The sequence below is a fragment of the Rhodococcus sp. NPDC127593 genome (assembly GCF_042671975.1).
Taxonomy (GTDB): domain Bacteria; phylum Actinomycetota; class Actinomycetes; order Mycobacteriales; family Mycobacteriaceae; genus Rhodococcus_F.
Genome location: NZ_JBHXWI010000001.1, coordinates 201,707 through 213,828, shown reverse-complemented (window position 1 = coordinate 213,828; position 12,122 = coordinate 201,707). Strand labels below are relative to the sequence as shown.

The following is a 12,122-nucleotide window of genomic DNA, read 5'->3' as shown; positions in this document are numbered from 1 at the left end:
TCTCGCCGCAGACTTGTTCGAGGCTGATGCGCCTTCGGGTACTCGGGATTCAGACACGAGGGTTCACGTTACCCAGCGTCCACAGAAAACCCGGCCACCGGCCCGATGACCACGATGGCGGGCGGCCGGATCTGCTCTTCCTTCACCCGGGCGGCGACGGTCTGGAGATCGGCGCGCACGGTGCGCTGCGTGCGCAGCGTGCCCTCCTGGATGACCGTGACCGGGGTGTCCACCGGACGTCCCCCTTCCATCAGGACCGTCGCGAACGCCTCGATGCGCTCGACGGCCATCAGCAACACGATCGTGCCCTTCAACCGGGCCAGCGCCGACCAGTCGACGAGGGAATCCGGGTGGTCGGGGGCGACGTGACCGCTGACGACGACGAACTCGTGGGTGACGCCCCGGTGAGTGACCGGGATGCCGGCGGCCGACGGCACCGAGATGGCACTGGTGATCCCGGGGACGACCGTGACGGGCACGCCTGCCGCGGCGCACGCTTCGAGCTCCTCGTAGCCGCGCCCGAACACGTACGGGTCGCCGCCCTTGAGTCGCACCACGAACTTGCCTGCCTTCGCGCCCTCGATGAGGGCGGCGTTGATCGCCTCCTGCGCCATCGCACGGCCGTAGGGAATCTTCGCGGCGTCGATGACCTCGACGTCGGAGCCGAGTTCGGCGAGCAGTTCCGGCGGGGCGAGGCGGTCGGCGACCACCACGTCGGCCCGGGCCAGCAGTCGACGGCCGCGCACGGTGATGAGGTCGGGGTCGCCCGGTCCGCCGCCCACCAGTGCGACACCGGCCGCCGGGTGGTCGGCGGTGTCGGCGACCGCACCGGATTGCAGGCCCTCGACGAGCGCGGTGCGCACGGCGGCGGACCGGCGGTGGTCGCCGCCGGCCAGCACGCCGATGCTCATCCCGTCGTAGCTCGCGCTGGCCGGAGTGACGGCGGTGCCGTAGCGGGCGTTGTCGGCGCGGACGCAGAAGACACGATTCCGCTCGGCCTCGGCGACGATCGCCGCGTTGGTGTCCGGTTCGTCCGTGCACGCGATGGCGTACCAGGCGTCGGCGAGGTCGCCGTCCCGGTATTCGCGAAGTTCCACTGTGATCTGTCCCGCGGTGGCCATTCCCTCGACCGCCGGCGTGACCGCGCGGCTGATCAGGTGCACCCGCGCACCCGATGCGATCAGGAGCCCGAGCCTGCGCTGTGCCACTGTTCCGCCACCGACCACAACCACACGACGATCGGCCAAATTGAGTCCGACCAGGTAGTTGGTCTCGTCTCCGGTGGCAGCAGTCACGCGCTCTCCCCGTTTCTCCAGAAAATCCTGCACGTCTCGTCTCGAACCTACGAAACTTTACGGGCTGCCGCGACGACGACGCCATTCGCGGACCACTTGGTCACGATCAGGGGCCCGCCGCCCGCGCCGAGCACCGCCGCCGCTTCCGCGACGCTCGGCGATCCGGTCGCCGAGTGCACCCGGTCCGACGGGTTCGCCACCGCGACGGCGGTCAGTTCCCCGGCGGCGAATCCGCGGACCGGGACACCCAACGCCGCCGCCGCATCGCGGACAGCCGGTTCCGCGGCCTTGCGGTCGAGGGTGCACAGGCAGTCCAGGGTCGCGTCCGAACCCAGGTTCGCGGATGTCAGCACGTGCCGGACGGCGGCGAGGATGTCCGTGCTGCCCGCGGCCGCGCGGAACCCGACGCCGACGCAGAAGTCAGACATGCGCGGAGAAGGTGCGGGCCGCGGCCACGAAACGGGTGATCGCGGCCGGGTGACCCGCGGGGTGCGTGTGCAGGTACGAGGCGTGCACGCCGCCGCGCACGAAACCCTCGCGCGCGGGGTCGCCGTCCCAGGGCCGCCAGCCCCAGGCCGGCGCGAAGCCGTCCGCCTCGGCCGCGGCGAGCGACGTGCGATGGAACTCGTGGCCGACCACCCGCTCACCCGCCGAGAAGAGTGTGGAATCCGTGACCGCCACCGCTTCGCGGTACCCGAGCGTGAGACGAGACCCGAACGAGGCGTCGACCCCGACCACGGAGGCCATCGCGTGGCCGTCGAGACTGCGGGCGAGGTAGAGCAGACCGGCGCACTCCGCATGGATCGGCGCCCCCGCTGTGGCGAGTGCGCGTATCTGCGTCAGGAGCACAGAGTTGTCTGCGAGGGCGACGGCGTGCTCCTCGGGGAAACCACCGGGCAGCACCACGCCGCTCGTGCCGGGCGGCAGCGTGTCGTGCAGGGGGTCGAACGTGATCACGTCCGCACCGGCGGCGTTCAGTAGTTCGCGGTGTTCGGCGTACCCGAACGTGAACGCCCGGCCCCCGGCGATCGCCACGGTCGGGCGCGGGCCGGGCGGAATCGGCCCGGCCTCGGCGGCTGGGTCCCACACCGGCCCGTCGACCGCCGACGACGCGAGTGCGCGGATGGCGGGCAGGTCGAGGTGGCGGGCGGCCAATCGGGTCATGGCGTCGACGGCGTCCACCGCGTCGGCTCCGTGCTCCGCGGCCGGGATCAGCCCGAGATGGCGGGACGGGACCTCCAGTTCGGCCATCCGCGGCACGGCGCCGAGCACGGGGAGCCCGACGCGCTCGCATGCCTGCCGCAGCACGTGTTCGTGCCGCGGGCTTCCCACCCGGTTGAGGATCACCCCGCCGATGCGGACCCCGGAGTCGTAGGTGGAGAAGCCGTGCAGGACCGCGGCCAGGCTCTGGCTGTGGCCGCGGGCGTCGACCACGAGCACGACAGGGGCGCCGAGCAGTGCCGCCACCTGGGCCGTCGACCCCTCGGCCGACGGCTCGTGCGACGCGGCGTCGATCTTGCCGTCGAACAGGCCCATGACGCCCTCGACGACCGCGAGGTCGCACCCCGAACTGCCGTGCCGGTACAGCGGGGCGATCCGCTGTGCGCCCACCATGACCGGGTCGAGATTGCGGCCCGGACGTCCGGCCGCGAGCCCGTGGTATCCGGGGTCGATGTAGTCGGGGCCGACCTTGAACGGTGCCACCGTGCAGCCCGACTCATGCAGCGCTCCCACCAAACCGGTTGCGACAGTGGTCTTTCCGCTACCCGATGCGGGGGCGGCGATGACCACGGCGGGCACCGCGGGGAGACTGATCACCACTCGATGCCCCGCTGGCCCTTCCGGCCGGCGTCCATCGGATGCTTGATCTTGGTCATCTCCGTCACCAGATCCGCCGCGTCGATCAGCGCCTGCGGGGCGTCGCGGCCCGTGATCACCACGTGCTGGTTGCCCGGCCGGTTCTGCAGGACCTCGACCACCTCGTCGACATCCACCCACCCCCACTTCAGGGGATACGTGAACTCGTCCAGCACGTAGAACCGGTGTTCCTCGGCCCCCAGCCGGCGGGCGATCTCGCGCCATCCCTCGGCGGCCGCGGCGGCGTGGTCTTCCTCGCTGCCGTGCTTGCGCGTCCACGACCAGCCCTCGCCCATCTTGTGCCACTGCACCGCCCCACCGACACCGGTGTCCTCGTGCAGCTGACCGAGGGCGCGGAAGGCTGCTTCCTCCCCCACCTTCCACTTGGCGCTCTTGACGAACTGGAACACCCCGACGTCGAATCCCTGATTCCAGGCCCGCAGCGCCATGCCGAACGCGGCCGTCGACTTCCCCTTGCCCGGTCCGGTGTGGACCGCGAGCACGGGAGCGTTACGTCGTTGACGTGTGGTGAGGCCGTCGTTCGGAACGTTCTCGGGAACACCCTTGGGCATGTGTCTTCTCTCTCCCCTACCGAATCCGGGTCCGGATCACGCCGCGGCGCGGACGACGCCCGCGACCTGCTGCGCGGACAATTCACCGAGGCGGACGTAGCCGCCCCGCAGTTGCCGGGACAGTTCCGCGGCCAGCCCGAGCCGGACCATGCCGGTCTCGCAGTCGACGACCACCGACGCGACCGAGCTGTCGGCCAGCAGTCCGGCGGCCACCTTTGCCCGGTGCAATGCGTCCTTGCCGCCCGTCGCCCGCCCGTCCGTCAGTGCGACGACGAGCGCGCGGCGCTGCGGATCGCGGAGACGTTCCCGCAACACGACCTCACGCGCGCGTAGAAACCCTTCTGCCAGTGGGGATTTGCCGCCCGTCTTCATTCCTCGCAGGCGGCGGACGGCGATGTCCACCGAAGAGGTGGGCGGCAGGACCAGTTCCGCGGTTCGTCCGCGAACCGTGATCACCGCCACCTTGTCGCGGCGCTGGTAGGCGTCGCGCAGCAGTGAGACGACGGCACCGGTCACGGCCGACAATCGGTCACGGGCCGCCATCGACCCGGACGCGTCCACGACGAACACGACGAGGTTGCCCTCGCGGCCCTCGCGAATCGCCCCGCGCAGATCGGCGGAGTCCAGGATCATCCGACCGGCGCTCCGGCCGCGGGCCACCTGCCGCTCGGCGGCGGCGAAGAGCGTGCCCACGAGGTGGAGTCCGTGCCCCCGTTCAGCGGTGGAGCGCACGGCGCGACCGCGGGACGAGCGCGAACGGGAACGCCGGCCCGGCGCGCCCTCGCCGACTCCGGGTACCTCGAGGAGCTTGGTGGTGAACTGGGTTCCGGTCGGCCCGGCCGGGCGTTCCGGGGGTGCCGGAGCCCCGCCTCCGGGCCCGTCGGGATCGTCGGGTCCCTCGGGATCGGTGCCCCCGTCGTCCGGTCCGGGCGGGGTGCCGGGCGGAGTTCCCGGCTCCTGCTCCGGCGGTTCCTCGGCACCGGACCTGGCGTCCTCGTCGGCCTGGCGGAGAGCGTCGTCGAGCTGCTGTTCATCGAGGCCGGGTTCGTCGAACGGATCCCGGCGGCGGCGGTGCGGCAGGGTCAGCTCGGCGGCGACCCGCACGTCCTCCGCCGTGACGGCGACGGCGCCCCGCCATGCGGCGTGCGCAGTCGCGGTCCGGGCGAGGACGAGATCGGCGCGCATGCCGTCCACGTCGAACGACGCACAGAGAGAAGAGATTCGGCGCAACTCGACGTCGTCGAGCTCGACGGAGTCGAGCCGGCCGCGGGCCTCGAGGATGGCGACGGCCAGGGCGGCGTCCTGCTCGGCGTAACGCTCGGCGAACCGTGCGGGGTCACGCTCGAAGTCCAGGCGACGCCGGACCACCTCCATACGCACGTCCACCTCCCGCGACGCGGCGACGTCGACGGCCAGCCCGAACCGGTCGAGGAGCTGCGGCCGGAGCTCGCCCTCCTCCGGGTTCATCGTGCCGACCAGCACGAACCGGGCGGCGTGCGAGTGCGAGATGCCGTCACGCTCGATGTGGACGCGGCCCATCGCCGCCGCGTCGAGAAGCACGTCGACCAGATGGTCGTGCAGAAGATTGACTTCGTCGACGTAGAGAACACCCTGATGGGCGGCCGACAGCAGGCCGGGTTGGAACGCACGCTCACCGTCGCGCAGGACCTTCTCGAGGTCGAGGGAACCGACGACGCGGTCTTCCGTGGCGCCGACCGGCAGTTCGATGAGTCGCGCCGGGCGCGTCCCGTTCTCGTCGTGCACCGCGGGCAGCAGTGCGGTGAGTGCACGGACCACCGTCGACTTGGCCGTCCCTTTCTCACCGCGGACGAGGACGCCGCCGATACCGGGATGGACCGCGCAGAGGATGAGGGCCAGCCGCAACCGGTCCTGACCGACCACCGCGCTGAACGGGAATCCCCACGAAAAGTCGGGTCGAACCTGGTCCACTTCACGATCCGTACGCACGCTGCATCCCTTCATGTCCCGGTTTCCTCGCCGAGAGCCTTGGCCGGTACGAACGCCGCGGCAATCTGGCTGGGAGACCGGATCGGCGACCAGGGTGGTGGCAGCCGGTCAGAGATCCGTCACAGTGGCGGGACCGCGCCTGATTCGAACAGGACTTCCCCGCGGACATTCACCTGACGACCCTAGTCGGCGCTCACTGCCCGGCGCGCGACGGGGCCGCCTCCGCCACCTCGTACGCGGCACCGCCACCGCCATGGGCGGCACCGCCGCCGCGACGCATGGGGACGTGCGGGATGCCGTCCTCGACGAACTCTTCGCCGTCCGGCTTGAAACCGTGCTTGGCGTACATGTCCACCAGATACGTCTGCGCGTTGATGCGGCACGGCGCGTCGCCGACCTCCGCGAGTGCGGCGCGCAGCAGACGCGTCGTGTGCCCCTGACCGCGGGCCGGCCGCGACGTGCACAGCCGACCGATGCGGAACGACTTGTTGCCGTCGGCGTGCTCCTCGAGGAGGCGGAGAGTGCAGACCACCTGACCGTCTTGCTCCAGCCAGAAGTGGCGGGTCTCGACCAGCAGATCGCGGCCGTCGAGTTCCGGGTACGGGCACGCCTGCTCGACGACGAAGACCTCTACGCGAAGCTTGAGCAACTCGTAGAGCGTCTTGTTGTCGAGATCGAGTGCCCACGAACGCTTGAGTGCTGCAGTTGCCGTCATGACAGGCAACTATCGCACAGCACCGACGAGTGTGCGCGCCCGTGGACCCGGGCCGGCCGGTGCGTCAGACCGCGACCTCCACGTTGCTGGTGTCGAGCTGGAGCACCTTCGACGTCCAGTCCCATACCTGCGAGAACAGCGCGGTGTCGTCGGAGAGCTTCACGCCCAGCGACGGCACCATTTCCTGGAGCTTCGGCTTCCACGACTCGTACTGGGCCGGGAAGCAGCGCTGCAGCACGTCGAGCATGGCGGGCACCGCGGTGGACGCGCCCGGCGACGCGCCGAGCAGGCCCGCGATGCTGCCGTCGGCGGCGTTGACGACGGCGGTGCCGAACTCGAGGACACCGCCCTTGCCCTTGGCTCGACGGATGACCTGGACGCGCTGGCCTGCGGTGATCAGTTCCCAGTCCTTGCCGAGGGCCTTCGGGACGAACTCCCGAAGGGTCTCGATCCGGCCGGCCTCGGACATCGCGAGCTCACTGATCAGGTACTTGACGAGACCGAGTTCACTGACGCCGACACCGAGCATCGACAGCAGGTTGTTCGGCTTGACCGAACTGGGCAGATCCGTAACGCGGCCCTGCTTGAGGAACTTGGGCGACCAGCCGGCGTAGGGCCCGAACAGCAGTCCGGGCTTGTTGCCGATCACGCGGGTGTCGAGGTGCGGAACCGACATGGGCGGCGCGCCGACGGCGGCCTTGCCGTAGACCTTGGCTCGGTGCTGGTCGATGAGCTCCGGGTTGGTGCAGCGCAGGAACGCGCCGCTGACGGGGAACCCACCGAAGCCCTTGGCCTCCTCGATGCCGGACTTCTGCAGCAGGTGCAGCGCACCGCCACCGGCGCCGACGAACACGAACTTGGCGCGCACGACCTTCTTCGCACCGTTGCGGCGGTTGGTGACCTTGACCACCCAGCTGCCGTCGGACTGCTTGGTGAGGTCGGTGACCTCGTGCCCGAAGTGGACGACGCCGCCGGACGCGCCGACGTAACCGAGGAGCTGCTTGGTGAGGGCGCCGAAGTCGACGTCGGTGCCGTCCTGGGTCCAGTTGAGGGCGACGGGATCGCTGAAGTCGCGGCCCTTCGCCATCAACGGCAGGCGACGGGTGAATTCGTCGGGGGCGTCGATGTACTCCATGCCCGCGAACAGGGGGTGGCCGGCGAGGGCGTCGTAGCGGGCCCGCAGGTACTTGGCGTTGGCCTCGCCGTGCACAAAGCTCACGTGCGGGATGGGGTTGATGAACTCCTTGGGCTGCGTCAGCACACCGCTCTCGACGCCGTGCGCCCAGAACTGCCGCGACACCTGGAACTGCTCGTTCACGTTGACGGCCTTCGCGATGTCCACGGTGCCGTCGGCGTTCTGCGGAGTGTAATTGAGCTCACACAGCGCGGAGTGGCCGGTGCCCGCGTTGTTCCACGGGTCGCTGCTCTCGGCGGCTACTGCGTCGAGCCGCTCGAATGTGGTGATCGACCAATCGGGCTGCACCTGACGCAGGATCGCCCCCAGCGTCGCGCTCATGATGCCCGCGCCAACCAGCACTACATCCGTTTTCGTCTCTACCGCATTCTGATCTGACACTGGAGTATCGACTTCCTTGTCCATAGCCGTACGCGCATACGCCTGCCGTGTTCGCCGAATAGGTTACCCGCGCGTATGAGCGAGAATCACCTGCCCCAATTGTGCGCCTCCCCGCGCCCCCGAATTGCACATTAGATTGTGATCTGTGACTACTTGGGCTCCCGACGTTCTCGGCGACGGTTATCAGCAGCTGACCATTCCTCTCGGCACCGACCCCGACGGCGAGGGTGAGGTGAAGGCGACGCTCATCCGCTATCAGCCCGCGCTGGAGACGAAGAAGACCGGCCGCGCCGTGCTCTACGTCCACGGATTCACCGACTACTTCTTCCAGAAGCACCTGGCCGAGCACTTCGCCGAACAGGGTTACGCCTTCTTCGCGCTCGATCTGCGCAAGTGCGGGCGCTCGCTCGAACCCGGCCAGACGCCGCACTTCGTCTCTGATCTGACCCTGTACGACGCCGAACTGAACGAGGCGTTGCGCCAGGTCCGCGAGCAGACCGGTGACGGCGAGGTCCTACTGGTCGCGCATTCGACCGGCGGTCTGGTTCTGCCGCTGTGGCTGCACCGCCTGCAACGCAAGCCGGGCGGCACCGCCGCGCTCGGCATCAGCGGGGTCATCCTCAACAGCCCGTGGTTCGACCTGCAGGGTCCGTCGTACCTGCGGAACGTGGGGACGGTGGCCGTCGACGCGGTCGGGCGTGTCAAGCGCAAGTCGATCATCCCGAAGACCGGGCTCGACACGTACGGCGTGAGCCTGCACGTGGAGGGCAACGGCATCTGGAACTACAACCTCGACTGGAAGCCACTGAGTGGTTTCCCCGTCACGTTCGGATGGCTGCGCGCGGTGCGCCGCGGGCACGCCCAACTACACCGGGGTCTCGACATCGGGGTTCCCGCCCTGATCCTCCGGTCCAAGGCGTCGTACTTCGCGCCGCGGTACGACCCGAGGGTCGACACGGCCGACGCCGTCCTCGACGTCCGGCAGATCGCCCGCTGGGCGGGATGCCTCGGTGACCGCACCACGATCGTGCCGATCGCGGGCGCCCGCCACGACGTGTTCCTGTCCGCCGACCAGCCCCGGGCGGAGGCGTTCGCCGAAGTGGACCTCTGGCTCGACTGGCTGCACGGCCACAACGCTGCGGAGGCCAACCGGTGACACATTTCGATCTGGCGATCATCGGCTCGGGGTCCGGCAACTCGCTGCCCGACGAACGGTTCGCGGACAAGAAGGTCGCGATCCTGGAGGAGGGCACGTTCGGCGGGACGTGCCTGAACGTGGGTTGCATCCCGACTAAGATGTTCGTCTACGCCGCGGAGGTGGCCCGGACGGTCGGCAATTCCGCCAAGTACGGCGTCGACGCACAGCTCGAGGGGGTGCGCTGGCCGGACATCGTCAAACGGGTCTTCGGCCGCATCGACCCGATCTCGGCCGGCGGGGAGCGCTACCGCGCCGAGGACAGCCCGAACACCACGCTGTTCCGCGGGCACGCGACGTTCGTGGGCCCACGCACCCTCGACACCGGAACCGGGGAGACCGTCACCGCCGACCAGGTGGTGATCGCCGCCGGATCCCGGCCGATCATCCCCGACGCGGTCCGGGAATCCGGCGTGCGGTACTACACGAACGACGACATCATGCGGCTGCCGGAGCTGCCCGAGCGCATGGTGATCATCGGTGCGGGATACATCGCCGCCGAGTTCGCACACGTGTTCTCCGCGCTGGGCACCCGGGTGTCGCTGATCGCGCGCAGCTCCCACCTGCTGCGGCACCTCGACGAGGACGTCTCCCGCCGGTTCACGGATCTCGCCCAGAAGAAATGGGACGTGCACCGCGGCAGCGCCGTCGCAGCCGTGCGCCGGGACGGTGACGGCGTCGCGGTCGAACTCGAGGACGGCACCGTCGTGTCGGGTGACGTTCTACTGGTGGCGACCGGGCGGCAGTCGAACGGGGACGCCATCGGCGCCGCCGCCGGTGGGATCGACCTCGACGACGAGGGACGCGTCGTGGTCGACGACTACCAACGGACCAGCGCCGAGGGCGTTTTCGCGCTCGGTGACGTCTCCTCGCCGTACCAGCTCAAGCACGTCGCCAACCACGAGGCGAGAGTCGTTCAGCACAATCTCCTGCAGGACGCGTGGAAGGACACGTCGGGGCTGCGCGCCTCGGACCACCGGTTCGTTCCCGCCGCGGTGTTCACCGACCCGCAGATCGCGCACGTCGGGCTGACCGAGGCCGAGGCCCGGGAGGCGGGCTGGGACATCACGGTGAAGGTGCAGGCGTACGGCGACGTCGCCTACGGGTGGGCCATGGAGGACGACGAGGGCCTGTGCAAGGTCATCGCCGAACGCGGCACCGGGCGTCTGCTCGGTGCGCACGTGATCGGCGCCCAGGCGCCGACGGTGATCCAGCCGCTGATCCAGGCGATGAGCTTCGGGCTGACGGCGCAGCAGATGGCCCGGGGGCAGTACTGGATCCACCCGGCGCTGCCGGAGGTGGTCGAGAACGCTCTCCTCGGCCTCGACCTGCCGCCCGAGTGACGGTCGCCAAGTCCGTCGCGCTGTTCGCCGTCGCGGCGCTGTTCGAGATCGGCGGCGCGTGGCTGGTGTGGCAGGGCGTCCGCGAGCACCGGGGCTGGATCTGGATCGGCGCCGGCGTCGCGGCGCTCGGTGCGTACGGGTTCGTCGCGACGTTGCAGCCGGACGCCAACTTCGGCCGGATCCTCGCCGCGTACGGCGGCGTGTTCGTCGCGGGCTCGCTGCTCTGGGGCATGGTGGCCGACGGTTTCCGCCCGGACCGCTGGGACGTCTCGGGCGCCCTGATCTGCCTGCTGGGCATGGCCGTCATCATGTACGCCCCACGCTGAGCACGGTCGTGCGCGGCGTGGGGCCTGGATCTACCAGGGGCTGGTGCGGAGAACGATCTCGGTGGCCAGCTCCGCCGCCGCCGCGGCCGGGACGTTGGTGACATTCTCGAGTTGTACGACGCGGAAGTCCGAGTAGACGAAGCGTCCGCTCGCGTCCGCCTCGGCACGCCGGTCGGGACTGCCGACCATCACGGTCGTGGGGAGTTCGACCGGCGGGCAGTCGGATCCGCGCACCGCACCGGCGGCGTCGGGTGCCGCCGGATGCCCCCGGTCGGCCACTACGAGGCTGGCGAAGCGTCCGAACTGGCGCGCCGCCAGCGACCAGGCCAGTTCGGCTCCTTCCCGGCTCCCGACGAGGTTGACCCACCCGACCTTCAGTTCGTCGAGCAGCGCCATGATCGTCGTCTCGTCGAGACCGGTGATGTCCTCGGGCACGATCGTGCGCAGATCGGAATTGTGCAGGCGCTCGCAGACGCCGTCGTAGACGTCCGGTCCGTCGCCGGCCCCCGGTAGCAGGAGAACGGTGTGTTTGCTCGCCGGTCCGTCGATGCGGACCGTGCAGTTTCCATTTTCCACCGCCACGTGCGTCAGTTCCATGGGCTAAAAACTACGCGATCGGGGGCGTCTTGCGCTCGGACCTCCCTAGTCCTATGGTTCATTATATGAGTAATGAACCGGTCAACCGACGAGGCGGGCGTTGATGATCGACAACGGCAGACCGCTGTTCCAGCAGATCGCAGAGCTCATCGAGAACTCGATCATCGACGGAACCCTTCCCGAGGAAGGCCAGGCACCGTCCACCAACGAGCTCGCCGCCTTTCACCGGATCAACCCGGCGACCGCAGCCAAGGGACTGAATCAGCTCGTCGCCGACGGGATCCTCTACAAGAAGAGGGGAATCGGAATGTTCGTCACCTCCGGCGCCCGGAACGCGCTGCGCTTCCGGCGACGCGAGCGGTTCGCGCGCCAGTTCATCGATCCGCTCGTCACCGAGGCGGACAAACTCGGCGTCAGCATCGCCGAACTCAAGTCCATGCTCGACCAACGGGAGGGAGCACGATGATCGGCACAGCATTCGACACGAAAACGGTCGCCTCGGCGCGGGGCCTCGGCAAGAGATTCGGCGACTTCGTCGCACTCGACGGGATCGACTTCTCCTTGCAGGAGAACAAGATCTACGGAGTTGAAAGCCTTCAACAACTCGTGGTCCGCAGCACCACGGCCACCAAGGAGAACGCACGATGACGAACCGGGTCCTGACCGTCTCCCGCATCC

At 69.4% G+C, this 12,122-nt stretch carries 13 protein-coding genes; 5 read left to right on the top strand and 8 right to left on the bottom strand.

The window, feature by feature from the left end; all coding sequences use genetic code 11:
* Positions 1-68: 68 nt before the first annotated feature.
* The 7 genes from cobA to mqo all read right to left on the bottom strand — a co-directional run bounded on the left by cobA (position 69) and on the right by mqo (position 8,007).
* Positions 69-1,295: a uroporphyrinogen-III C-methyltransferase gene (cobA, locus tag ACFVJ3_RS01065; protein WP_378450272.1), complete on the bottom strand. Its 1,227-nt coding sequence runs from the start codon at positions 1,293-1,295 to the stop codon at positions 69-71.
* Positions 1,296-1,342: 47 nt separating this feature from the next.
* Entirely contained in the window at positions 1,343-1,723 is a 381-nt protein-coding gene (locus ACFVJ3_RS01060; RefSeq protein ID WP_378450271.1) for a cobalamin biosynthesis protein, read from the bottom strand.
* Positions 1,716-3,116, bottom strand: coding sequence for a cobyrinate a,c-diamide synthase (locus tag ACFVJ3_RS01055; RefSeq protein WP_378450270.1), 1,401 nt, complete (start codon positions 3,114-3,116; stop codon positions 1,716-1,718). The genes ACFVJ3_RS01060 and ACFVJ3_RS01055 overlap by 8 nt, the downstream gene beginning before the upstream one ends.
* The gene (cobO, locus tag ACFVJ3_RS01050) at positions 3,110-3,724 is read right to left on the bottom strand and encodes a cob(I)yrinic acid a,c-diamide adenosyltransferase (protein WP_005240608.1); all 615 of its coding nucleotides are present in this window, start codon (positions 3,722-3,724) and stop codon (positions 3,110-3,112) included. Before cobO ends, ACFVJ3_RS01055 begins: the two co-directional genes overlap by 7 nt.
* Before the next feature lie 36 nt (positions 3,725-3,760).
* The gene (locus ACFVJ3_RS01045; protein ID WP_378450269.1) at positions 3,761-5,707 is read right to left on the bottom strand and encodes a magnesium chelatase subunit D family protein; all 1,947 of its coding nucleotides are present in this window, start codon (positions 5,705-5,707) and stop codon (positions 3,761-3,763) included.
* Between the two features lie 178 nt (positions 5,708-5,885).
* The gene (locus ACFVJ3_RS01040) at positions 5,886-6,407 is read right to left on the bottom strand and encodes a GNAT family N-acetyltransferase (protein ID WP_378450268.1); all 522 of its coding nucleotides are present in this window, start codon (positions 6,405-6,407) and stop codon (positions 5,886-5,888) included.
* Positions 6,408-6,471: 64 nt separating this feature from the next.
* Positions 6,472-8,007: a malate dehydrogenase (quinone) gene (gene mqo / locus ACFVJ3_RS01035; RefSeq protein ID WP_378450267.1), complete on the bottom strand. Its 1,536-nt coding sequence runs from the start codon at positions 8,005-8,007 to the stop codon at positions 6,472-6,474.
* 121 nt (positions 8,008-8,128) lie between these two features.
* Between mqo and ACFVJ3_RS01030 the strand changes: the two genes are divergently transcribed.
* The 3 genes from ACFVJ3_RS01030 to ACFVJ3_RS01020 are packed head-to-tail and all read left to right on the top strand — an operon-like array spanning position 8,129 to position 10,847.
* The gene (locus ACFVJ3_RS01030; protein WP_378450266.1) at positions 8,129-9,139 is read left to right on the top strand and encodes an alpha/beta hydrolase; all 1,011 of its coding nucleotides are present in this window, start codon (positions 8,129-8,131) and stop codon (positions 9,137-9,139) included.
* Positions 9,136-10,521 carry a mycothione reductase gene (gene mtr / locus ACFVJ3_RS01025; RefSeq protein WP_378450265.1) on the top strand — a complete coding sequence of 462 codons (1,386 nt, stop codon included), beginning with the start codon at positions 9,136-9,138 and terminating at the stop codon, positions 10,519-10,521. Before ACFVJ3_RS01030 ends, mtr begins: the two co-directional genes overlap by 4 nt.
* The gene (locus ACFVJ3_RS01020) at positions 10,518-10,847 is read left to right on the top strand and encodes a YnfA family protein (protein ID WP_378450264.1); all 330 of its coding nucleotides are present in this window, start codon (positions 10,518-10,520) and stop codon (positions 10,845-10,847) included. Before mtr ends, ACFVJ3_RS01020 begins: the two co-directional genes overlap by 4 nt.
* A gap of 30 nt (positions 10,848-10,877) precedes the next feature.
* Here ACFVJ3_RS01020 and ACFVJ3_RS01015 read toward each other — a convergent pair whose 3' ends face one another.
* Positions 10,878-11,444, bottom strand: coding sequence for an alpha/beta fold hydrolase (locus ACFVJ3_RS01015; RefSeq protein WP_378450263.1), 567 nt, complete (start codon positions 11,442-11,444; stop codon positions 10,878-10,880).
* A gap of 103 nt (positions 11,445-11,547) precedes the next feature.
* Between ACFVJ3_RS01015 and ACFVJ3_RS01010 the strand changes: the two genes are divergently transcribed.
* Together ACFVJ3_RS01010 and ACFVJ3_RS01005 are read left to right on the top strand one after the other, a co-directional pair.
* Entirely contained in the window at positions 11,548-11,910 is a 363-nt protein-coding gene (locus tag ACFVJ3_RS01010) for a GntR family transcriptional regulator (protein WP_378450262.1), read from the top strand.
* Positions 11,907-12,092, top strand: coding sequence for a hypothetical protein (locus tag ACFVJ3_RS01005; RefSeq protein ID WP_378450261.1), 186 nt, complete (start codon positions 11,907-11,909; stop codon positions 12,090-12,092). The genes ACFVJ3_RS01010 and ACFVJ3_RS01005 overlap by 4 nt, the downstream gene beginning before the upstream one ends.
* Positions 12,093-12,122 lie beyond the last annotated feature (30 nt).